23 protein-coding genes and 3 pseudogenes are annotated in these 21,781 nt (G+C 62.9%); 18 read left to right on the top strand and 8 right to left on the bottom strand.

Annotation, left to right across the window (positions count from 1 at the left end; genetic code table 11):
- Positions 1 to 36: 36 nt before the first annotated feature.
- The 3 genes from KH616_RS00430 to KH616_RS00420 all read right to left on the bottom strand — a co-directional run bounded on the left by KH616_RS00430 (position 37) and on the right by KH616_RS00420 (position 3,266).
- Positions 37 to 1,110 (bottom strand): DUF3443 family protein, encoded by a 1,074-nt coding sequence (locus KH616_RS00430; protein ID WP_080323248.1) that lies wholly within the window; start codon positions 1,108 to 1,110, stop codon positions 37 to 39.
- Positions 1,111 to 1,340: 230 nt separating this feature from the next.
- Positions 1,341 to 1,811: a DUF2844 domain-containing protein gene (locus KH616_RS00425; protein ID WP_165487678.1), complete on the bottom strand. Its 471-nt coding sequence runs from the start codon at positions 1,809 to 1,811 to the stop codon at positions 1,341 to 1,343.
- Between the two features lie 204 nt (positions 1,812 to 2,015).
- Positions 2,016 to 3,266, bottom strand: coding sequence for a site-specific integrase (locus tag KH616_RS00420; protein ID WP_046196420.1), 1,251 nt, complete (start codon positions 3,264 to 3,266; stop codon positions 2,016 to 2,018).
- Positions 3,267 to 3,663: 397 nt separating this feature from the next.
- On the opposite strand from KH616_RS00420, the gene KH616_RS00415 reads away from it, so the two are divergent.
- Positions 3,664 to 4,461, top strand: a complete 798-nt coding sequence (locus KH616_RS00415) for a hypothetical protein (RefSeq protein ID WP_292232746.1) — start codon at positions 3,664 to 3,666, stop codon at positions 4,459 to 4,461.
- A gap of 72 nt (positions 4,462 to 4,533) precedes the next feature.
- A pseudogene (locus tag KH616_RS00410) lies at positions 4,534 to 5,127 on the top strand (DNA ligase); the annotation flags it as partial.
- Between the two features lie 133 nt (positions 5,128 to 5,260).
- Here KH616_RS00410 and KH616_RS00405 read toward each other — a convergent pair.
- A complete protein-coding gene (locus KH616_RS00405) occupies positions 5,261 to 6,253 on the bottom strand; it encodes a DNA-binding protein (protein ID WP_059888169.1) in 993 nt (330 codons plus the stop codon).
- A 340-nt stretch (positions 6,254 to 6,593) separates the two neighbouring features.
- Here KH616_RS00405 and KH616_RS00400 point away from each other — a divergent pair.
- From KH616_RS00400 to KH616_RS00390, 3 genes and pseudogenes are all read left to right on the top strand, one after another.
- Positions 6,594 to 6,764 (top strand): annotated as a pseudogene (locus tag KH616_RS00400) (cation transporter); the annotation flags it as partial.
- Between the two features lie 28 nt (positions 6,765 to 6,792).
- Positions 6,793 to 7,215, top strand: a complete 423-nt coding sequence (merC, locus tag KH616_RS00395) for an organomercurial transporter MerC (RefSeq protein WP_059888164.1) — start codon at positions 6,793 to 6,795, stop codon at positions 7,213 to 7,215.
- A 386-nt stretch (positions 7,216 to 7,601) separates the two neighbouring features.
- Positions 7,602 to 8,012, top strand: coding sequence for a DUF4148 domain-containing protein (locus KH616_RS00390; protein WP_081062886.1), 411 nt, complete (start codon positions 7,602 to 7,604; stop codon positions 8,010 to 8,012).
- A 282-nt stretch (positions 8,013 to 8,294) separates the two neighbouring features.
- On the opposite strand, the gene merR is transcribed toward KH616_RS00390, so the two are convergent.
- Positions 8,295 to 8,714: an Hg(II)-responsive transcriptional regulator gene (gene merR / locus KH616_RS00385; RefSeq protein ID WP_059888162.1), complete on the bottom strand. Its 420-nt coding sequence runs from the start codon at positions 8,712 to 8,714 to the stop codon at positions 8,295 to 8,297.
- A 71-nt stretch (positions 8,715 to 8,785) separates the two neighbouring features.
- Between merR and merT the strand changes: the two genes are divergently transcribed.
- From merT to KH616_RS00325, 12 genes and pseudogenes are all read left to right on the top strand, one after another.
- On the top strand, positions 8,786 to 9,151 hold the full coding sequence (gene merT, locus KH616_RS00380; protein ID WP_059888160.1) for a mercuric ion transporter MerT: 366 nt from the start codon (positions 8,786 to 8,788) through the stop codon (positions 9,149 to 9,151).
- A gap of 12 nt (positions 9,152 to 9,163) precedes the next feature.
- On the top strand, positions 9,164 to 9,439 hold the full coding sequence (merP, locus tag KH616_RS00375; protein WP_059888158.1) for a mercury resistance system periplasmic binding protein MerP: 276 nt from the start codon (positions 9,164 to 9,166) through the stop codon (positions 9,437 to 9,439).
- 25 nt (positions 9,440 to 9,464) lie between these two features.
- Positions 9,465 to 9,890 carry an organomercurial transporter MerC gene (gene merC / locus KH616_RS00370; RefSeq protein WP_059888157.1) on the top strand — a complete coding sequence of 142 codons (426 nt, stop codon included), beginning with the start codon at positions 9,465 to 9,467 and terminating at the stop codon, positions 9,888 to 9,890.
- A 39-nt stretch (positions 9,891 to 9,929) separates the two neighbouring features.
- On the top strand, positions 9,930 to 11,609 hold the full coding sequence (merA, locus tag KH616_RS00365) for a mercury(II) reductase (protein WP_059888155.1): 1,680 nt from the start codon (positions 9,930 to 9,932) through the stop codon (positions 11,607 to 11,609).
- Between the two features lie 68 nt (positions 11,610 to 11,677).
- A complete protein-coding gene (gene merB / locus KH616_RS00360; RefSeq protein WP_059888153.1) occupies positions 11,678 to 12,319 on the top strand; it encodes an organomercurial lyase MerB in 642 nt (213 codons plus the stop codon).
- A complete protein-coding gene (gene merD / locus KH616_RS00355; protein ID WP_059888151.1) occupies positions 12,316 to 12,687 on the top strand; it encodes a mercuric resistance transcriptional repressor MerD in 372 nt (123 codons plus the stop codon). The genes merB and merD overlap by 4 nt, the downstream gene beginning before the upstream one ends.
- A complete protein-coding gene (gene merE / locus KH616_RS00350; protein WP_059888149.1) occupies positions 12,680 to 12,913 on the top strand; it encodes a broad-spectrum mercury transporter MerE in 234 nt (77 codons plus the stop codon). Before merD ends, merE begins: the two co-directional genes overlap by 8 nt.
- Before the next feature lie 85 nt (positions 12,914 to 12,998).
- Complete coding sequence (locus tag KH616_RS00345) at positions 12,999 to 13,217, top strand: DUF3330 domain-containing protein (protein WP_115531502.1); 219 nt, start codon at positions 12,999 to 13,001, stop codon at positions 13,215 to 13,217.
- A gap of 36 nt (positions 13,218 to 13,253) precedes the next feature.
- The gene (locus tag KH616_RS00340) at positions 13,254 to 14,309 is read left to right on the top strand and encodes a patatin-like phospholipase family protein (RefSeq protein WP_089454093.1); all 1,056 of its coding nucleotides are present in this window, start codon (positions 13,254 to 13,256) and stop codon (positions 14,307 to 14,309) included.
- Between the two features lie 14 nt (positions 14,310 to 14,323).
- Entirely contained in the window at positions 14,324 to 15,193 is an 870-nt protein-coding gene (locus KH616_RS00335) for a patatin-like phospholipase family protein (protein ID WP_081062883.1), read from the top strand.
- A 183-nt stretch (positions 15,194 to 15,376) separates the two neighbouring features.
- Positions 15,377 to 16,261, top strand: a pseudogene (locus KH616_RS00330) (LysR family transcriptional regulator); the annotation flags it as partial.
- Between the two features lie 318 nt (positions 16,262 to 16,579).
- The gene (locus KH616_RS00325; RefSeq protein WP_292232722.1) at positions 16,580 to 17,584 is read left to right on the top strand and encodes a nucleotidyltransferase family protein; all 1,005 of its coding nucleotides are present in this window, start codon (positions 16,580 to 16,582) and stop codon (positions 17,582 to 17,584) included.
- Here the strand turns inward: KH616_RS00325 and KH616_RS00320 are convergent.
- From KH616_RS00320 to KH616_RS00310, 3 genes are read right to left on the bottom strand one after another with little or no spacing between them, the layout of a single operon-like run.
- The gene (locus KH616_RS00320; RefSeq protein ID WP_059888143.1) at positions 17,581 to 19,173 is read right to left on the bottom strand and encodes an IS66 family transposase; all 1,593 of its coding nucleotides are present in this window, start codon (positions 19,171 to 19,173) and stop codon (positions 17,581 to 17,583) included. The two genes, KH616_RS00325 and KH616_RS00320, sit on opposite strands and share 4 nt — an antisense overlap.
- 31 nt (positions 19,174 to 19,204) lie before the next feature.
- Entirely contained in the window at positions 19,205 to 19,555 is a 351-nt protein-coding gene (gene tnpB / locus KH616_RS00315) for an IS66 family insertion sequence element accessory protein TnpB (protein WP_027810102.1), read from the bottom strand.
- Complete coding sequence (locus KH616_RS00310) at positions 19,531 to 20,019, bottom strand: transposase (protein WP_111946431.1); 489 nt, start codon at positions 20,017 to 20,019, stop codon at positions 19,531 to 19,533. The genes tnpB and KH616_RS00310 overlap by 25 nt, the downstream gene beginning before the upstream one ends.
- Before the next feature lie 407 nt (positions 20,020 to 20,426).
- Here KH616_RS00310 and KH616_RS00305 point away from each other — a divergent pair, with 407 nt between their 5' ends.
- Positions 20,427 to 21,740: a site-specific integrase gene (locus KH616_RS00305; RefSeq protein ID WP_081062881.1), complete on the top strand. Its 1,314-nt coding sequence runs from the start codon at positions 20,427 to 20,429 to the stop codon at positions 21,738 to 21,740.
- Positions 21,741 to 21,781 lie beyond the last annotated feature (41 nt).

Below are 21,781 nucleotides of genomic sequence, written 5' to 3'. Positions count from 1 at the left end.
CGAAAGGCCGGTTTTCAGGGGAGAGAAGGGCGCTGATCAAAACGCGAAGAATGGCCCCGTTCCACCCGAATTCGTCGTCCCCGCGATCGCCGTATAGATCGACCGGCCGTAGAAGAAGGGGAGTCCCCAATCGAACAAGTTCGCTGAGCCGCCTTGAGCCGCGAAATCGTTCATCGCGTACGCACCATTGCCCACCATCATGCTCGCGTTACCCACGTCGAAATTGAGCGAGACGTTGTTTCCGTTCAGTCCTTGCATCACTGCGGACAGGCTCATGGTCGACGCAGGGCAGTAGAAGGTACTCCCGGAACAGGTGGTGATCGAGTCATCGAAGAAGAGACCATTCGATCCGCTGTCAAGGAACGATTCCGGAAATGTGTTGCCGTTGAACGACGTGGTTAGGTCATAGTTGTTGTTCAGCGTGTAGACCTTCGCGGATCCCAGCGAATTATTGGCTTGCGTGTCGATGCCGAAGGTGAGGGTCCCCGAAACACTCGATACTCCAGTCGACGGAACGCTCGGCAGCGTCAACACGACTCCGTTGTTGTCGTGCGCAAACATGCTCACCGGATTCGTCACCTGGTTTGCCAAAGGAACAGTGGTGCCGGGACAGGTCGTCGCATTAGCGGGACAGCCAAAATACCATCCCGGGGAAGTCGTCGCCACGCAGCTCACACCGCAATCAGCTGCGTTCAAACCGACTCCGAGAACGCCGTTCGCGCCCAAAGCAGAGGGGCTGTTCAAGTCCGTCACGCCGGCTGGAATACAGTTGTTCGTGGCCGAGCCGCTGACAGCCGGATCCGCGATCAACTGGATCGGGGCCTTTGACGCCACTTCCCCTGCAAGCTTAATGTCCGCTTGCGCGACGGTGCCCCATGCCGTGCCGGAACCGAAAGTCGTGCATTCGGTCAGAGTGCCGCCGACCGTTGCCGAGATCTTCTGGAGCGGAAGCGTGATCTGCGAGTTGAATAGACGCAGCCCAAAGGAGCCGGTGTCGACGAGAACTTTGTCGATCGTCTGGCAGTTAGATGTGCCCGGCACACAGATCGTGACCGACGTGTAGAGCACGTTTTGCGCGTTCCACGGGTTCGGGCCGACCGTTACGGACATCCGGTTCGCGACGGGGGGAGGCGCCGTACCCGTCGTCGGTGAAGTCGGAGTCGTCGTGGGCTGTCCGTTGGTTTGCCCCGCGGTCGGCGACGTCGAGGTACTTGACGGCGGACTTTCCGTGCTCGGGGCAGGGGACTTCGAATCTCCACCGCCTCCGCCGCAAGCTGTCATCAAGGCGAAAAGGCACGAGGCCGCCGAGATCATGAGGATTTTGCGCATTGTCGTGTCCTTTATCGAATGTCCGAGATCGAGACGCCGCTTGGAATTGCACTCGGGATATAGGCACGGCCGGCATAGAAACCCATGTGGCCGCTCGACTGGAATACGAAGTCCCCGGATGAGACTGAGACCGGTCCGATGCCGCCGTGCGCCTCGCGAAACGCCTTTACGTCTGCGCTGGCCTGATCCACGTACGCGCCCAGCAGTTGCCGGACGTTCGGCGCAGACGGGCCGCTCCAGGTCACTGCGAAGACCTTTCCGCCGGTAACGTATTCCCGCACAACAGTTGTACTCGGCAACACCATCTCGTTGACGGTGTAGCCCACGCTAGGCGTAGCTTGGAATTTCACGGCCTGGTGGTTCGCGACCAGCCTAATTTGATCGTCCGATACGGTGGAAACACTGCCCCCGAGCGATGCGTAGGCAAGCGTACTGATCGAGCAACACGCCGTTGTTGCCAGCGCCAGCAAACACTTTTTCATTGTTAGACACTCCGACTCGTTTTGGAAACAACCAAGGGTCACGGACATTGTTTTTGAATGCCGTGACTTCTTGGCAGGAAGTATAAAGGAGGCAGTTCCAAAAACGAGGAGGTGTCGGATTACCGTAACAGATAGGAAAAGTAGAGGGGAGAGGGGATATATGAGGTTTCCGATGGGAACTGGCTTCCCACCGGATGATCGACCTTATCGGTTCACCAGCAACTTCTCGGTTTCGAGGGCCCGAGACGTTTCCTCGTCGTCGATGTACACGAGGCTGGTGTTCACGTCGGCATGCCCAAGGTTTCGGGCGATGGTGATCAGGTCGGCGCCTGATGCGACCAGACTTTTGGCAAAACTGTGACGCAACCAGTGCGTGGAGGCGCGTTCGAGCTTGTCCGCTTCGACCGGGTCGCGAGCATCCCACCACGCCAGCGCCTCCTTGAAAATCGCCTTGACCAGCCGGTACAGCGCGGACCGGTCTGTGATGCCGTCGATGGTGCCGAGATCCCGGCGCAGAGCGCGCAGGCCGCGCTCGCTGACCTTCCTGTTGAGATCGGGCGTGCGCCGTCGGGCACCAAGGATGAGAGGGGTCGTTTCTCCCGGCACCGGTAAAGAGGAGAGGCCGTAGGCGATCCGATAATCTTGGAGGCTACCCATGACGGCAGCGCACGAAACCGTTCGTGGCTGGCCGCCTTTTCCCGATTCGACTTCGATGACCCAGACACCCTCGGGATAGTCTGGATTCTTCGCCCGCTGCGCCGCGGTAAAGCGCGCGTACTGGATCGACCCCATCGTCGCGCTGATTGCCTCGGAAGTCCGCAAGCCAGTTTTGGTAAACAGGTCCACGACGAAAAGATCGCGAGCTCGTTTCGCCCGTTCCCGGTCGGTCCGGCATTCCCGACCGGCGATCGCGTCGCGGGCAAGTTCGATCCCGTCCTGCCCGACGAAGCGCTTCTGTTTTTTGGCTCGCTGGCGTTTCTTTCCCGCAAGCCCATAGCCCGCGAACGGGTCCGCCCGAAGGTATTGGACGGCGACCAGCCACTTGAACAGGCTGCCGGCGATGACCTGGCTCTGCCGCGCGGATGCCGTGCTCAGGGCCTTGCGGAACGGTGTCCAGCGCGGATCGCCGCGTGGCACACGCACGGCGCAAATCGCCGCCTCGTCTGGAGCTTTCAGGAACGCAAGATAGTCGCCGGCTTCCTCGAGGGTCCATTCCGAGATCGGCGTGTCGATCCATCGCGCATACCAGAAGAGCCGCCGGGCCTCGACCACGTACTGGGCGAGCGTCGTCTCGGCTAGGCGGCCGTCGCCAGCTTCCTTCGTCTTCAGCCACTGGATCACGACTTCCTGTTCGGTGAGTCCGGACGGCAGGATCGGGCTTGTTGCGCGGTTGGGCGGTGCCGAGCTGGGCAGGTGCTCGAGTACGTAGGCATCGATCGCAAGTTCGTTGGTCATGGTTCTTTTTGCTTTGGCCAGCGCGTAGAGGGTAGACTTTCTGGTTTAAAGTGAATTCGTACAAAACGCACCATTATACAAATAATGATGCAAAGTAGAGGAAACGGGTAGTTAAAACTACGAAAATCCTACTCTGAGTGTATACTACAGTCCGACAGTCCGAGGAACTAAATGTCACCGGTTCGCTGGATCCCGCATCCAGCAAGGCTTTGCGCCAAAATTCGTGGAAGAAAATTTGATCCACCGCTCGCGAGGCGCGCCCGCAAACCCTTGTCGCAGCTGGATGAAGGCTCCGCGGCGATGGGCAGACTTCAGTTCCACGGACCGACGGCCGATGCGTCACATTTGATCTTCGGCAGGATTGGGACAACTTTCCTTCCACCTTCTCAGAGGCGCTGTGGCACGTTCCCGAATCGAGTTCAGCGACGATCAAATGCGCGGGATGATTGCCGTTGCCGAAGCTGCTCATGCGTTCGCACCATCCGACAACCCAACCTTTCTCGCTGAACTCATCGCCGGAATTGCACGTTGCACGGGGCGCATCTACGGTCAGACCACTTATGAGAGGCTTCTTGATGCTTTCCAGATCCGGCGCCGCCCGTCGGCACAGACATGGAGCAAGGCCATCCAGCGTGCACACGCTTCTGGCATCGCCCTGATCGCACCAACGCCCGGACCCGCGGCAGCACTTACGCGCCCCACCGACCAGCAGGCTTTTATGCCGGCTGTCGTGACCCCGGCGCCGTCGCTCGCCGTAGGACAACAGATTCCCGAGGACGAACTCCTCGAGCTGAAAACTCGGGTGCAGGTGGCGGAATCGGCGCTTCGAGATGCTTACGCCAGAATCTCCGCATTGGAAGCGCAGCGGGCGGCGCTGCTCGAGCGAGCCACGACCGCGGAAGCTGCAGCAAGGGTTGCTGGCGAACAGATCAAGAGCGAACGTACCGAGCACGCGGCGCAGGCCAAGGCGTTGACCGATCAACTTGGCGAGATGAGCGCGACTGTCACCCGCCTTTCGGGGCTTGAGCGGCATCTTCTCCTCCAGACTGATGCGCTACGTCAGGATCTTGGCCAGCAGCGAGATCTGTATAAGGCCCGGGCCGAAGCTGCTGAAAAGGCACTTGCGGCGGAAAGGACGCAGATCGACGCGATGCGCCGAATCTTGGCAACTCGGACCCAATCTCCAGAAAATTAGAGCGTAGGAGTCGGTTGAGCATGACTCAGTAAAATTCGCCCCCCTGGGAACACCCTTTGCGTTCTCAGTGGAATGCGAGGAGGAGACATGGGCCGGTGGACGAAGTCGAGCGAATCCCGCAGTCGCTTATCCAGTGCGCAAGCTGGAGGCATGCCCGCATTCATCGAGCCGGCGCTCGCCACCCTGGCGACAAGGCCTCCGTCAGCAGGCGCATGGGCGTATGAAATCAAGTTCGACGGGTACCGCATGCTCGCGCGGATAGACGCCGGCGACGTGCGGATCCTCACCAGGAACGGCCACAACTGGACGGCACGGCTACCGCACCTTCGGGCGGCGCTTGCGGGCCTGCCCGTGCAAAGTGCTTGGCTGGACGCGGAAGCCGTTTGGTTTGATGCAAGTGGCTTGCCGAGCTTCAACGGCCTGCAGAACGCATTCAATCGGCGGCGGACCGCCGGCATTTCGCTGGTGATTTTTGACTTGATGTGGCTTGACGAGGTTGATCTGCGGCCGCGCCCGTGGCGAGAGCGGCGAGCGGCGCTAAGCGATGTCGTCTCCGAAATACTCGGTGCCGAGGTGCGGTTTTCCGAGGCGATCGAAGCTGCCCCTGATGCGATGTTGGCATCCGCATGCGAGATCGGCCTCGAGGGGATCATCGGCAAGCAGGTCGACGCGCCATATGGGGTAATCGTCCTTTTCGTGCAAAATCTGGCGGTTTCGTTCGAAATTCCACGCAAAATCATAGGCTTAGCAAGAGGCCGATTTCGCGAAACTGTGTCCTCCGGATGCAAAATCTGGCGCTTCAGCCCGCAGCGCCGCCCAGACCTAACCGCACCCGGTAGTCAGCCAGCAGCAACATCTGGGCGTCGACCTGCGCCGCCAGCTTTGTCCGCTCCGCCGTCGCTACGCCGAGCGACGCACGTGCGCTTTCCAGTTCCCCCGACTGCGCGCTGACCGTCGCGCGTAGGGCATCGCGTTCGGTCTCGAGACGGACGTGATCGGCACGCATCCGGTCGAGCGCCTCCCGTATCTGCTCACCGTGTGCCCGCGCTTCTCGCAGACTTTTACTCGCCGCGCCGGACTCGGCGACCAGCCGCGCGTTGTCCTTGTTCAGTTGGGTAATTTCGTTCTGCTTCACGATTGCTGTCTGGTTGGCCTGGCGCAGTTCGGCCTGCAGCTGCTGGACCTGCGTCTCGTGCCGGCGCGCTTCCTGTTCGCGCTGCTCGCGACTGGCGCTCCGGTAGTGTTCCAGCGCGTCGTGCGCGTGCTTCAGCTTCTCCTCGAGTGACTGGCGGAAGCTTTCGTGCTCGGCCAACCGCACGGTCTGATCATGCACCTGCTGCGAGAGTCGCTCGATGTCGATCGCACGTTGCTGCGCCGCCAAGCGCGTATCGGCGTGCGCATCCTGTTCGCTCGAGAGCGCGGCGGTCGCGTTGGCCAGTTGCGCCTGCAGCGCGGCGAGCTCGCCAGTGAGCTTAGCGATCTCGGCGTGGGCCTGCTGGCGCTGGGCGGCTGCGGCGGCCGCCTGCTGATCGACGCGCACCTGCGCTTCCTCGTGTAGGCGGGCCGCGAGGCGGGCGACGAGATCCTGGATGGCGTCGGACAGCGACGCCGCGCGCGTCAGCGACGCGCCTTCTTCTTCCTCCAGCTCTTTCAGGTAGCGGTGGATGGTGGTTTTCGAACCGGTATTGCCAAGCGCGATACGTATCGCATCGATCGACGCGTGCATACCCTGCGCGATCAGCGAATCGCGCGCACGCTTGATGTCCACACGGGTCAGGCCGGCGCGAGCCATGGGGCCTCCTTCGAATATCGTACTGTATTACATACCATGTATATATGTACCAAGACTGCCGGTCAAGGATGGTGTGAAATTGGAATTTTTTATATGCGATAAAGATGGGTTATCCAGTGTGAAGCCCCGAAAATTGCCTCGGTCAGCCGGAAACGGTACGAAAAGCGGTTTGGCCACCCGATTTCAGGCGAGTGGCCAGATGGAATGCATCTCCCGGCACGCGATGTGGCGCCCCCTATAGCCGCGCTGGTGCCGCGCGTCGGGATGTGCCGCTTGACTCTGTACCGGACTACGGAAGTAACGTTAATCATCGCCATTCGGCAGCATGATCCGCGCTGTGTGCCCCGTCACCGTCAAAGCGGCGCTCGCCAAGGTTGACGGCGTGGCCAGGGTCGACGTCGCTTTCGAGAAACGCGAGGCCGTCGTCACGTTTGACGAGGCGAAAACCAGCGTCGAGAAACTGACTCGAGCGACCGCGGAGGCGGGCTATTCGTCGAGCCTCAAGCTGTAGTCAGCGGACTAATCCGGGGAGAGACATCATGAGACTGTTCACTCGCCTTGCAGACAACACGGGGATCCTGGGTAGCATCGTCTCCGCGATGAGCTGCGCGTCGTGCTTCCCCGCAATCGCCAGCCTCGGGGCGGCGGTCGGGCTGGGTTTTCTAAGCCAGTTCGAGGGCGTGTTTATAACCCTTTTGTTACCGCTGTTCGCTGGGCTGGCGTTGCTGGCCAATGCCTTGGGCTGGTTCAGTCACCGCCAATGGCGTCGCACGGCACTCGGGGTCATCGGGCCACTGCTGGTGTTGTCCGCGGTGTATCTGACTTATGGCTGGCGCGGTGAGGTGCTGCTCTATGCCGGTCTTGCGTTGATGGTTGGCATGTCAATCTGGGATTTCATGTCGCCCGCTCGTCGCCGCTGCGGGCCGGACGGTTGCGAACTGCCACCGAACAGCCGTGGCTAACGGCACGCGATCGTGAACCGAATCGGTCGGGATGGGGCAGTCGCAATCTTGCGCCGCGGGTCGAGCGCCTGCGGATACCTGCGCACTTCGTGGCCAGGCGACACGGCAATCGTAAGGAGTCCGCGGGATTATCGGGAAACGGTGGCGAGAGCCAGACCGTACGCCATCGCTGCGCCGGCGGGCTTGTATCGCTCGGCATTATCCGATGCAGCCGCAAGATTAGTCTTGAAACCGTACATTGCTCCGGACATAAGCTGGAATCAGCCACCAGGGCGCGATTGAACTCATCGGAGTACGGCGCCGACTGCCAACACCTCGCGTGGCCGAGTCTCAGCTTCTGGCGCTGTGTTTGACGCCGGCAGCGCAAAGTCGTGGAGATCATCATCATGAAATCGCTGATCCATGCAGCAGTCGCGGCATCGCTCCTGGCCGTCCCGGCCATGACATTCGCGCAACAATCGAGCGGCCCCGTGACACGCGCGCAAGTGCGCGCTGAACTCATCGAGCTGGAGCAGGCCGGCTACCAGCCGGGGCGCGCTAATGATCCCTATTACCCGGCCGATATTCGGGCTGCCGAGCGTATCGTTCAGCAACGGCATGAGGCGCTCGCGCAACGGGAACGGGAGGCCACCGGGGCGGCGAAGGCGGGAACGGCGGCTGTAACGGATGAATCCTACGGCGGCAAAGCCGCGGAAAAATCCGAGGCCGGCTCGCCGGCGGATGCTCGAGGCACGTGGCAGCATGGCGCAATGCCATGCTCGATGGATCCAAAGTGCGGTCTCTACCGAGGCCATTGACCATCGACAACGTGTGCACGTCATTCGGCTATGCCGGCGGTCAGCCGACATGGCCGCAATGAGCATTTGCCTGCGTCGCATTGAGCACGCGGCCCATGTTGCCAGCCGCGCGTCGGGTCTGTCGCGGCGCCTGATGTGGCGGCGAGCCGGTCCCGCATGAGATCGGCCTCGCCCCGCCGACGGGTGCCCGTCGTGCCGGCACGCTGTGATTACAGCACGCATCGGCCGACTACCTGCCGGGACAGGTGGAAGCGGCCTCGGGTTCGATCGACTCTACCTTACTCAGGCTTGCGACGACTGATGTTGAAGCGACGCGATCAGCGGGCAGGAAATCGTGCCTTTGCTCGCATGACAGGCGCACACCAACTGAGATAACACGGATTCCATCCGCGCGAGGTCCGCGAGCCGCGCCCGGATATCGCTGAGCTTGTGTTCAGCGAGGCTGCTTGCGTCATGACAGTGCGTGCCGTCCTCGAGCCGGAGCAGGTCGGCAACCTCATCCAGCGTAAAGCCGAGCCGCTGGGCCGATTTGACAAAACGCACCCGCGCCACGTCGGCCGGGCCATAGCGGCGAATGCCACCGTAGGGCTTGTCCGGCTCGGGCAGCAGCCCCTTGCGCTGATAAAACCGGATCGTTTCCACATTGACGTTGGCCGCCCTGGCAACGGCCCCAATGGTCAGGCTTTGCGGATCGCTGAACATACTCCTTGACTCCGTACTGGACTACGGAACTAAGGTTACATCATCGTCCAATCATCTGAAAGGAGACGCCGATGCAGGGGGAACCCGGAAACGAACTGAAGACCAGTCGTGGTGCGCTCGCGGCCGGTGGCCTCGCCGCCATTCTCGCCTCGACTTGCTGTCTGGGGCCGCTGGTGCTCGTGGCACTGGGGGTCAGCGGTGCCTGGATCGGCAACCTAACCGCACTGGAACCGTATCGCCCCGTCTTCCTCGGCGTGGCGCTCGTCGCACTGTTATTTGCCGGACGCCGCATCTTCCGTCCGGCACACGCCTGCCAGCCCGGCGAGGTGTGCGCGGTACCGCAGGTGCGCGCCATCTACAAGCTCATTTTCTGGGTCGTCGCTGCCCTGATGCTGATCGCGCTCGGCTTCCCTTACGTCATGCCGCTGTTTTATTAAAAGGAGATTGTCATGAAGCGATTCGTTGTCCTGGCTGCCCTCGCAGCTACCCTCAGCGCCCCGGCCTGGGCCGCCATGAAGACCGTGGCGCTCTCGGTGCCCGGCATGACCTGCGCATCCTGCCCCGTCACCGTTCGGGCTGCGCTTAAGCGCGTCGATGGCGTCAAGGACATCGCCGTGATCGGCGAGACGGATATCCAGGTGACGTATGACGATGCCAGGACCAACGTCGCTGCGCTCATCAACGCGACGAAGAACGCCGGTTATCCGTCCAGCGTCAAGCAGTAGCGGCCATACACTCGGGAGCGACATCATGGGACTGATTACACGCATCGCCGACAAGGCGGGAGTACTCGGCAGTATCGCCTCTGCAATGGGCTGTGCCGCGTGCTTTCCCGCCCTCGCCAGCCTGGGGGCGGCGATCGGACTCGGTTTCCTCGCCCGATGGGAGGGACTTTTCATCACCACGCTGATCCCGCTGTTCGCGGCGCTGGCGCTGCTCGCCAACGGGCTGGGCTGGTTCAGTCACCGCCAATGGCACCGTACGGCACTGGGCGTGATCGGGCCGTTGCTGGTGTTGTCCGCCGCGGTATTGATGCGGTTCTATGGCCTGCCGACCGCGCCGCTGCTCTACGTTGGCCTGGTATTTATGGTCGGCATGTCGATCTGGGATCTCCGCGCCCCAGCAACTCGCCGGTGCGGCCCCGATGGCTGCGAACTTCCACCCAAACACGGTTGACCACCCCACGCGTTGGCGCAACGACAAAGGAGCTTTTGCATGATTCAGTTGAAGATTACCGGCATGACCTGTGACTCATGCGCGATGCACGTCAAGGACGCCCTGGAGCGGGAGCCGGGCGTGCGCGCGGCGAGCGTGTCTTATCCGAAGGCACAGGCCGAGGTGGAGAGTGACCCGCACGTGACGGTTGAAGCACTGACCACCGCCGTGGCGCGGGTTGGCTACGGCGCCCGTCCGGCCGGCACGTCGACGCCGCCGGCTGGATTGCTCGACAAGGCGCGGGGCTGGTTCGGTGCCGGCGCGCAGCGCGAGGGGAGCGAACTGCCGCTGCACGTCGCCGTGATCGGCAGTGGTGGCGCTGCCATGGCCGCCGCGTTGAAGGCGGTCGAGCAAGGCGCGCGCGTGACGCTCGTCGAGCGCGGCACGATCGGTGGCACCTGCGTCAATGTCGGCTGCGTGCCGTCGAAGATCATGATTCGCGCCGCGCACATCGCACACCTGCGGCAGGCCAGCCCCTTCGATGAGGGCATCACGCCGACGTCGCCGGCGATCCTGCGCGACCGGCTGCTGGCGCAGCAGCAGGCGCGCGTCGACGAACTGCGGCACGCCAAGTACGAGAGCATCCTGGCCGGCAACCCGTCGATCACGGTACTGCACGGCGAAGCCCGCTTCAAGGACAACCGGCATCTGGTCGTGCGGCTGAACAAAGGCGACGAGCAGGAAGTGGTGTTCGACCGCTGCCTGATTGCGACCGGCGCCAGTCCCGCCATCCCACCGATCCCGGGCCTGAAAGACACCCCGTACTGGACCTCGACCGAAGCGCTGGCGAGCGCGACGCTACCCAAGCGCCTGGCCGTGATCGGCTCGTCGGTGGTGGCGGTGGAACTGGCACAGGCCTTCGCGCGTCTCGGCAGCGAGGTGACGATCCTCGCGCGCAGCACGCTGTTCTTCCGCGAAGACCCGGCGATCGGCGAGGCGCTCACCGCCGCGTTCCGTGCTGAGGGCATCGACGTGCGCGAGCACACGCAGGCCAGTCGCGTCGCGCACGAGAACGACGAATTCGTGCTCACCACCGAGCACGGTGAGCTGCGCGCCGACCAACTGCTGGTCGCGACTGGCCGCACGCCCAACACACGCAGTCTGGGCCTGGACGCCGCGGGCGTGGCGGTGAATGCGCAAGGCGCCATCGTGATCGACCAGGGCATGCGCACCAGCGTGCCGCACATCTACGCCGCGGGTGACTGCACCGATCAGCCGCAGTTCGTGTATGTCGCGGCGGCGGCCGGCACCCGGGCGGCCATCAATATGACCGGCGGCGATGCTGCGCTCGATCTGAGCGCGATGCCCTCCGTGGTGTTCACCGACCCGCAGGTCGCGACCGTCGGCTACAGCGAAGCGGAAGCCCACCACGACGGGATCGAGACCGACAGCCGCATGCTCACCCTCGACAACGTGCCGCGCGCGCTGGCCAACTTCGACACGCGTGGCTTCATTAAGCTGGTGGTCGAGGAAGGCAGCCATCGGCTTCTGGGCGTACAGGCCGTGGCGCCGGAAGCGGGCGAGCTGATCCAGACGGCGGCGATCGCGATCCGGGCGGGGATGACGGTCCAGACGCTGGCCGACCAGCTGTTCCCGTACCTGACGATGGTCGAGGGACTGAAGCTCGCGGCGCAGACCTTCTCGAAGGACGTGACGCAACTGTCCTGTTGCGCAGGATGACCCGCCCGCGACGAGGCCCACGCCGATTATCGAAGCAGTGACATTCAAAGTATGCGAGGTGCGAAAGGATGAACACCGCCAATTACGTCTCGGAGATTGTCGACGGACTCGCGATGGTCAATCGCCGGGAGGGGTTTGCCCAGCTTTTTGTTGTGCTGCTTCGTGAACTCGCGAAAGGGACGGCGGTATCGCGGCAGACCCTGTCCACCGCGCTCGGCTGGTCGGCGGGGCGCGTGAATGCGATGCTCGACGGGATGCCCGATATCGAGTACGACGATCGGGGCCATATAGCCGGCTACGGCATCACGCTTCGCGAGACACCGCACACGTTCGAGGTCGATGGCCACCGGCTGTACGTGTGGTGCGCGCTGGACGCCCTGATGTTCCCGGCGATGATCGGCAAGCGCGCTCGCGTGGCGTCGAGTTGCCCGGCAACCGGCAGGCCGGTGTCCCTCGTCGTGACCCCCGAGCGCGTCACGGGAATCGAGCCGCCGGGTGCGGTCATCTCACTGCGGCGTCCGCACACCACGGCCAGCATTCGCCAGGCGTTCTGCTGCTGTGTGCATTTCTTCGCCTCTCGTCCGGCAGGCGAGCGGTGGATCTCGCAGACCGGAGAAGCCGAGCTGCTCATGAGCGTCGACGAAGCCTTTCAATTCGGGCGGGCGGTCGGGAACCAGCTGCTCGGGCATGCGGGAGTCGAATCATCATGAATGCCTACACCATCTCCCATCTCGCCAGCGAGGCTGGCGTCAGCATCCATGTCGTGCGCGACTATGTGTTGCGCGGGCTGCTCCGCCCTGCACAGCGCACTGCGAGCGGGTACGGCCTCTATGACGCCCAGTCGTTGACGCGCCTGCGTTTTGTGCGCGCGGCATTCGAGGCCGGCATCGGCCTGAACGACCTGATCCGGCTGTGTCGCGAACTCGACACAGGGAGCGACGCCGCCGTCGAATCCCTGGCGCACCTGCGGTCGTTGATTGTCGCGCGGCGTGCAGGCCTGGAGGCACTCGACCAGCAACTTGCCGGGATGATCCGCGCCGCGCGATCCGCGACCGAACTGGAGAGCCATCATGCGTAGTCCTGATCCAACTGCATCGCCTCGCCCACGCTGGCGTACCTGGATGTGGGGAACGTTGGCCGTCCTGACCTGCCCGTGCCACCTGCCCATTCTCATCGCGCTGCTGTCCGGGACGATGGTCGGGGCGTTTGTCACCGAACACGAAGGCATTGCCCTGCTCGTACTGCTCGCGCTGTTTGTCTTCGCGCTGCTGAACGCGCTGGGGCGGGCACGCCAGCTTCCATAGGCGGTTGCGGCCCTGGACCACTGGCCTGTCAATCGGGCGCTCGGTGGCCTGCCTCAGGCGACGCGGGCGAAGGAGGGATTCGATCATGAAGACTGGCAACGCAAGCACCGTTGATTGCGGCGTCTGTTGCAGGGAGATCCCGCTCGATGCGGCATTCACGCCGGAGGGAGCCGACTACGTCATGCATTTCTGCGGACTGGACTGTTATCGCCGGTTCACCGAACGCGCCGCACATGACCGCCCCCGGCTCCTGTCCGGAAATGGGCGCGACGCTGTGGGTAGTGGCGGCGTGTCCAAAGCATAGCGCCGCGGGAGAGGACGGATGGTGCGCCATCGATCCATGAAAAAAATTGCGCTCGCCCTGCAGGGGGGCGGGTCCCACGGGGCCTTCACCTGGGGCGTGCTCGACCGCCTGCTCGAAGACGAGCGGCTCGTCATCGAAAGCATTAGCGGCACCAGCGCGGGCGCGATGAACGCCGCCGTCCTGGCCGACGGCTTTGAAAAAGGCGGGGCCCCGGGCGCAAGGGAGGCGCTCTCCCGGTTCTGGACCGCGATGGCCAGGGCCGGCACCTTCAGCCCTTATCGATCGGGGCCCCTGAATCCGCTGGGACCGGACTGGTCACCCGTCGCGCAGTGGTGGGACTGGATCAGCCAGGCGTTCTCGCCCTATCAGCTCAACCCGTTCAACTTCAATCCGCTCCGGGAGGTGCTGTCCCAGACGATCGACTTCGCGTGTGTCAGGCGCTGTCAGAAGATCCGGTTGTACGTCTCGGCCACCAACGTGCGGACCAACAACCTGCGTCTCTTCACCGGCGCGGAGCTCTCCGTCGAGGTGCTGCTGGCTTCGGCCTGCCTGCCGCAGATCTATCCGGCTGTCGCGGTCGACGGCGAGTACTACTGGGATGGCGGCTTTCTGGGGAACCCGGTGCTCGAGCCGCTCGTTGACGGCTGTACGGACTTTGCCGATATCGTGCTGGTACAGGTCGATCCGTTCCGGCGCGACGCGGTGCCGCGCACCGCGCAGGAGATCGCAAGCCGAGTCAACGAAATCAGCTTCAACGCCAGCCTGATGCGAGAGATCCGCGCGATCGCGGGCATCACGCGGCTGATCGCGGCCGGCGTGGTGAAGGACCCGAGATATCGGTGCGTGTATTTTCATCGCATAGCCGCCGAGGAGGTGTTCAGAGACCTTGGCAGTCGCACCAAGCTCGACACGCACCCGGCGTTCCTTGCCCGGCTGCGCGATTCCGGCCGGGAAGCCGCCGGGCGCTGGCTCACAGAGCACTTCGCCGACCTGGGGTGCAGGACCACACTTGAACTATCGGCCTGGCGGCCGGTGGCGGCTCGCGCCAGCTCGTCGCGTGAACGGCCAGCACCTTCGGACTCGATCGACTGAAATTGAGGCGTCCCATGACAATGCACGCAGGGCTCGCAACGGAACCACCGTTAGCCGGTATTGGTCCGGGGCGCAAGGCCTTGCTGCTGTGCGGCGGGGGCAGCCGGGGCGCCATGGAGGTGGGGTTCTACCAGGCCTTGACTGAATGCGGCGTGCGCGCAGACATGGTGCTCGGCAGCTCGATCGGGGCGCTGAACGGCGCGTATATCGCCGGCGGCATCGCGGCACCCCGGCTTATCGAACTGTGGCGCGAGTTCCGGTTGCGTCAGGCCGTGTCCCTGAACTGGGACTGGCTGCGCCATGGGGGCCGCAGCGCGGGCCTGCTCGGGCTCGACCCGCTACGGGCCATGCTGCGCCGAACCTTGCCGGCCACGCGATTCGAGCAGCTCGCGATCCCGCTCACGATCGTCACCACCGATCTGCAGTCGGGTTCCGCGTGCTACTGGTCCGGACAGGGGGATCTGATTGAGCCCCTGATCGCCTCGATGAGCCTGCCCGGCATCTTTCCCCCCGTCGAACTAGGCGGTCGGCCGCACGTCGATGGCGGCCTCGCGAACGATGTGCCATTCGCGAAAGCCGAAGCACTCGGCGCCCGAGCCGTCTATCTGATCGAGTGCGCCTGTGCGCAGCGTTGTCCGCGACCGCCGCGCGGCTGGGCGGATATTCTGATGCGCAGCTTTTCGATTGCGCTCGCCGGAAAATACGCCGCCGAACGCGAACATTTTCACGGCCGACTCGAGGTCTTCGTGGTGCGTCCGCAGCTCACCGACGAGATCGACCTGCTGGATTTCCGGCACAGCGTGGAGCTGATCGAGGTCGCTTACCGCCAGACACGCCGTGCTCTTGAACAGCTTCCTTTGACCGACCGAAGCGCGTCATCGTGAGGAATCGGGATGCCACGCCAGTTCTGCTTGACTCTGGAGTTAGCACCAGGGTCTAGCATCAAGGCAGAGTGAGGAGATTCAGCGCGAGCGGGGCACCGGCCGCGATGAACGGCGCTCCCTCTTGCGCGGCAGCACTCACATGCGCAGTGCAACCACCAACGTCGATTGACGCGGGAGTGATCCATGGATCGTTTACAGTCGATGCGCGTCTTCATTAAGGTCGCGGAGCTTGGCAGTTTCTGCAAGGCCGCCATAGCGCTGGAGATGGGGAATTCCGTCGTGACCCGGCATATCGCCGAGCTTGAACGAAGCCTTGGCGCGCGGCTTCTGAACCGCACCACTCGCTCGCTGTCGCTGACCGAGTCCGGCCAGGTGTACCTGGAGCGGGCAACGCAGATTCTCGACGATCTCGACGAGCTGGAGCACAGCCTCGTTGCCCGCAACCACGAGCCCGTCGGCACGTTGCGGATCGTCGCCCCGGTCGTGTTCGGCCTGAATAACCTCGCGCCTGCGCTGCATGCCTACGCACAGCGCTATCCGAGGGTCGTGCCCAATGTGACCCTGGTCGACCGCGAGGTCAATATGGTCGAAGAAGGCTTCGACGTCGGGATCGTGATCGCGGAGCGCGTGCGCAGTGCCAGTGTCGTGATGCGGCGATTGACGAGCGGATGCATCGCCGTGTGTGCGACACCCGGTTACCTCGAACGGCATGGTGTGCCGCAGCGGCCGGAACAGCTGCTCGAGCATCAGTGTCTGTCGCTGCCGGCCGATCAGGGCGGAGACGCATACATCTTCACCGCCCCGGGCGGCGAAGCGGTTCGGGTGCGTCCGACCAATGTGGCGTTCGCGAACAACGCCGAGATGCTGCGACAACTGGCGCTACTCGGCCACGGCATCGCAATCCTGCCGAGCTATCTGATCGAACGCGACATCGCGAGCGGACGACTTGTCAGTCTGCTGCCCGAGTACCAACTGCCGTGTGTGGACGTGCACATCGCCTATCCGAGTCGGCATTACCTGCCGGCAAAAGTGCGCACGTTCATCGATCACCTGATTGAGCAATTCGCGTTGCAGCCAGCGGGCGCATATCCCGCTTTACGTGTCGCTGCTATGCAGGCACAAGCAACCCCGCCGCGAGATCCGCTCGGCAGTCACGCTCGCCCGGAGGCCGGCCCGCCGTCCTGGCCTCGCCTCACGAGCTGGCGGGCGGACGGTGAGCTGTCCCACTCCTTCGCGGAGACGCTTGCAGGGTGCGGGGGCACTGACGACCACCTGCGACCGACGGACCGGACCGAAAAGATCGATGCTCACTGGGCCGCGGAGGCTGATCGTGAAGCTGACACCCCAGCTTAGCAGTGTGCGCCGCCCTGAGACGGGAGAACCACCATGCTGACCATCGGCAAAGTCGCCGCGCAGGCTCACGTGAGCATCGACACGGTTCGCTACTATGAGAAAGAGGGGCTGTTGGCGCCTGTCGGGAGAAGCGGGAACGGTTACCGTTTTTACGACGACCAGGCGGTGCGCCGCTTGCATTTCATCAAGCATGCCCAGCACTGCGGGTTATCGCTCTGGGATATCCGGGAATTGCTCGCACTCACGAGCCGGACTGATTCCCATTGCCAGGATATCCGTCGCTATGCGTTCGAGAAAAAGCTGCAACTGGAACAGAAAATTCGTTCGCTGCAAGGTAAGCGGTCGGTAAAGGACGCCTCTCTCCTCCATCTGCGTCACACTCGGTTAAGATCGACTTGCCGTGAGCGGCGAGTTTGCTCAGCGGCAGATCGTCGCCTCTACCCAGCGGACTCTTCGCCCATGCCATCAACTGATTTCGAAGCACACCTCGTTGCCCTTGCGCGAGAGTCTTCATGGTTTTGGCCTGCACTGGTTGCAGTCCGGTCCCTGAATCTACCCTCCTGGTGCATTGGTGCTGGTGCCGTACGGAACCTCGTCTGGGACTCTTTGCATGGATTGGAGACATCGTCAGCATTGCGTGACGTCGATGTTGCGTACTTTGATGGCGCTGATCTTTCTGCAGAGCGCGACGCAACGTTTCAGTCTCATCTAAGCAGGATGCACCCCCAATTGCCATGGGAGGTCACCAATCAAGCCGCCGTTCATACCTGGTTCGAGGCGGCTTTTGGTTACGCCGTGCCACCATTGAAGTCGCTGGAGGCCGCCGTCGCGTCGTGGCCAGAGTATGCAACCGCAGTCGGGTTGACTCTACTTCCTGATGACACGATCAAGGTTCTTGCACCGTATGGGCTGGATGATTTGTTCGCCATGGTGGTTCGTCGGAATCCCGAGCGAGTCAGTGTCGCGACGTATCGGCAGCGGGTACAAGAGAAGCAGTATCGCAATCGCTGGCCTCGCGTGACCATCGTTCACTGCTAAGGGCTCGTACTCGGTGGCTCGCCAGTCGGTTGGTTATTGTATGGTGACGCCCAAGGCAGCAGGGCCGCGTAGCTGTCAGCGGTTGAAGCGTGCGGCAGATTAGCAAACAGCCAGACGAGATAGCGGTATGGGTCGATGCCATTCGCCTTGCAGGTCTCGACCAGTGAGTAGAGATTGGCGCTGGCCTGTGCGCCGGCTACCGTATCGGAGAACAGCCAGCCCTTGCGTCCGACGACGAACGGTCGGATCGCGTTCTCGCACAGGTTGTTCGAGATCGGCCAGGTACCGTTTTCGACGTAGCGAACCAGTTTGGGCCACTGTCCGCTTAGATACTGCAATGCCTTGCCGAGCAGACTCGACGGCACGACGCCCGGTAGATGCTCGACCAGCATGCGCTCGATGATGCCGAGCACGCGGGTGCTGTATCGCGCACGCAGTCGCCGCCGACATTCGGGTTTCCACTTCGCGCTGCGCGCCTCGGCCGCGAACAGCTTGCCGATCAGCACGACGAAGCGCGTGGCCAGCAGATCCGGCGAGCGTGCAGCCTTCGGCACCGACTCCTCGGCCTTGATGAAGCCGCGGCGCACGTGTGCCCAGCATCCGAGATGCACGAGCTGGTGATCGTGGGCGATTCCGTTGTAGAGCTCGTACCCATCAGTCATCAGCACGGTGCCAGGGTGCACGCCAGCATAGAGCTTCTGCGCGTGCTGGGCGCCGCGCCCCGGCGAGTACGAGAACATCCGTACTGGCGGCCCCGAGCCGTTGACCTGCGCCCACAGGTAACTCTTCGCCTGCGGCCTGCGTCCTGGCTCCTTCAGCACTTGGAACGTTGTCTCGTCGCCGTAGATCAGGTCCGATTCGAGCAGCGCGTCGCGCATCAGGTTGATCACCGGCTGCGTGGCCAGTCCCACCCGCACCACGCTGGCGGCCAGCGTGTTCGACGAGATGTCGCCGCCGAAGCGACGCAGCAGCGAGGTTTGGCGATACAGTGGCATACCATACTGGTACTTGCCAGTGATGATCCACGCTAGCGCGGATTCCGTGAGCAACCCGCGCGGGATGATACGCGCTGGCGCCGGCGTGACCTTGATGCCGAGATCACAGCACGGGCACGCGTACTTGACACGCTGGTGCTGAACGACGCGGACCTGCTCGGGGATCACGTCAAGCTGTTCGCTCGTCTCGACGCCGATCTCCACGAGGGCATAGCCGTCGTGCGCGCAGAATCGTTCAGACTCGGGTAGTTCGTGCCGCACGACCTCGCGCGGCAAGTTCGGATCGAGTGGTTTGCGTCCGCGCTTGCCTCGCGTGTGGGCGGCGACAGACGTGCCGGGCGCGTCCTCGCGCGCGGGCGCATTGGTAGTGGTGGCCAATGCTTCAGCTTCGTTGAACAAGCCGAGTTGGTCGGCATGGCGCGCCTCGCTAGAGGCGCCGAACAGTTCGTGCTTGTAGGCCCGCAGCTTCTCTTCGGCCAGATCGCGCTGGGCCGTCACGAGTCGAAGCTCACCACGCAGCGCATCGCGTTCGGCGCTCGCGGCAATCAGCGCTTCGTACTCCTCCGCGCTCAACATGACGGGTCTATTCGGCATGGCCGATTAGACCATGCCACCTGCGTGGTGTTCAGCTCATCCGCGCGTAATATCGCTGGGGATGCTTCTGGATCACGGCCAGGTCAATGCCGTCGAGCAGCCAGTGCAACTGTTCGGCGCTGAGCGTGATTGTGTCTCCTCCGTTCGGCCAGATGAAGCGGTCGGCTTCGAGTCGTTTGAGCAGCAACCAGAAGCCGTTGCCACCCCAGCCAAGGATCTTGATGCGATCACGACGGCGATTGCCGAACACGAACAGCGCCGAGGTCATCGGGTTCAGACGCATCGCCTGTTCGACCAGAATCGACAGTCCGTTGATGCCCATTCGGAAGTCGACCGGGTCGCGATGCAGGTAGACCTTCAGCCCTTCGTCGAACCGGAACAAGGCAGCCTCCCCAGCATCTGGATCACCGTGGCCAGTTCATCGACGCCCGCCTCGCCAAGATCGAATTCGACACCATTGGACAGGCGCACATGCAAGGAGAGCGCCATCGATTTCTCCAAAGGTGGTGGATCAGGCGGGAGTGCTGGCGGCAATGCGGAAATCGACGCGATTGGCACGAATGCTGGTGATGTATTGGGAATATCGATTGTGACGCCGTCGGAAATTGCAGGCGACCGAGCTACCCGATCGTGCTCGATCTGGGCCTGTATCTTTTGATGGCGGGCGACCCAGCTGCGCAGCAGATTTGGATTTAGATCGTGCTCCATTGCCGTTCGCGCTATCGACACACCAGGCTGCAGACAAAGTTGCACCAACTCGTCGCGGGCAGCATCGTCGTATTCTCGACGGCCATCTCGTTTTCGGCCAACAACCAGTCGGCTACGCAAGTCTTGTTTTTCACTCATACACTCTGATGCCAGCTGTCCACGTGGACACGTAGCATCAGAGTGCAGCGATTTCTACACAAGGGCGTCGTTATTCGATCGCTTACGCTGCAAGTCATGGCACACGCGCTGGATGCGATGATCGACACCTGTGCGGTCGCGGATGCTCCGCTCGATGCCTGTCCGATGCTCACCGCGCTGGAAGCGAGCATTTCATGCGCCGGCGGGCTTCGATCCGGGCCAGCCACCTCAGGCAAACCGGGCTCCGAGTCGTTCGACCGGTTGCGCTCCGGTAGCTGTTCGGATGGGTAGTGCCACTGGCACAATGACGCATGCATGCGGATACCGCCGACGGTGACCCGATCCGAGAACGCTGCCGCTTTCGGTATCATGCATGCACCCACGCTTGACGCACGCCATCACGTCCCATGTCCGCCGTCGATCGCTACATTGAGGCCGCCACACGCGAAAACACGCGGCGCAGCTATCAATCCGCGATCCGGCATTTTGAGGTCGAATGGGGTGGCTTTCTGCCGGCGAGTGCCGACGAGATCGCGCGGTACCTCGCGGACCACGCGCAGTCACTGTCGGTCAACACGCTGCGCGCCCGGCTTGCGGCGCTGGCGCAATGGCACCAGACGCAAGGTTTTCCGGACCCGACCAAGACGCCCCATGTTCGCAAGGTGATCAAGGGCATCGCGGCGCTGCATCCGGTGACCGAGAAGCGTGCCCGACCGTTGCAACTCGCGCAGCTCGAGCGCCTCGCGGCCTGGCTCGACGGACAGATCAGGGAAGCCGAGGAACACGGTGATACGCGCATGCGCTTGACGCACCTTCGCAACCGGGCGCTGGTGCTGCTTGGCTTCTGGCGGGGGTTTCGCTCTGACGAGTTGAGCCGCCTGCGAATCGAGCACATCGCCGTCGAGCCGGCCCGAGGCATGACGCTGTTCCTGCCGCGCACGAAGGGCGATCGCGCGCAACTCGGCACGACATTCAAGGCCCCGGCGCTCTCTCGTCTCTGTCCGGTAGCCGCATATGAGGCGTGGATTGCCGCGTCAAGCCTGACCGAAGGCCCGGTCTTTCGCAGCGTCGACCGCTGGGGGAACGTGAGCGACGCAGGTCTGCATGCCGGCAGCTTCGTGCCACTTCTGCGCACCCTGTTTCGTGCGGCGGGGCTACCGGCGCCCGACAGCTACAGCAGCCATTCACTGCGGCGGGGCTTTGCGACCTGGGCCAACTCGAACGGTTGGGACCTGAAAATGCTGATGGAATATGTCGGCTGGAAAGATGTGCGTTCGGCAATGCGTTACATCGATGCGGCCGATCCGTTCGCACAACATCGCATCGAGTCGGCACTTACAACGATGCCGCCACCGGCACCCACGCAGCCCGCGATCACCGAACCCGCAAAAACTCAGTTGTTGGCGGACGAGGTAACGACATCGTCGACGCCGCACACCCACCTGAACCTGCATTTGGTCATCGAGCGCAACAGCAAATTCGTGCGAGGCATGTCCAAGGCGCGCCGCTGGATCGAAGATTTCTGTCATTCCCTATATGAGATGCGTTGCGTCAACCGGCAGCGCACGCGATACGAGATCACCATGCCGTTTGCACACGGAGCCGAACTGGAAGCGGCGATCGAGGAACTGCTCGGCGAAATCCACTTTACTGCGGAGATGTGTAACTGCATGGCTGAGGCGGTGCTGCACGATCCTGTCGCAGATAGGTATTGGCGCTGATGGCGCTGGTCGACGTCCACTTCATCGGACGAACGTCAATC

The organism is Burkholderia sp., assembly GCF_018375725.1.
Lineage (GTDB): Bacteria > Pseudomonadota > Gammaproteobacteria > Burkholderiales > Burkholderiaceae > Burkholderia.
Note: the sequence above shows the minus strand (reverse complement) of the source record. Positions and strands in the feature narration are given on the sequence as shown.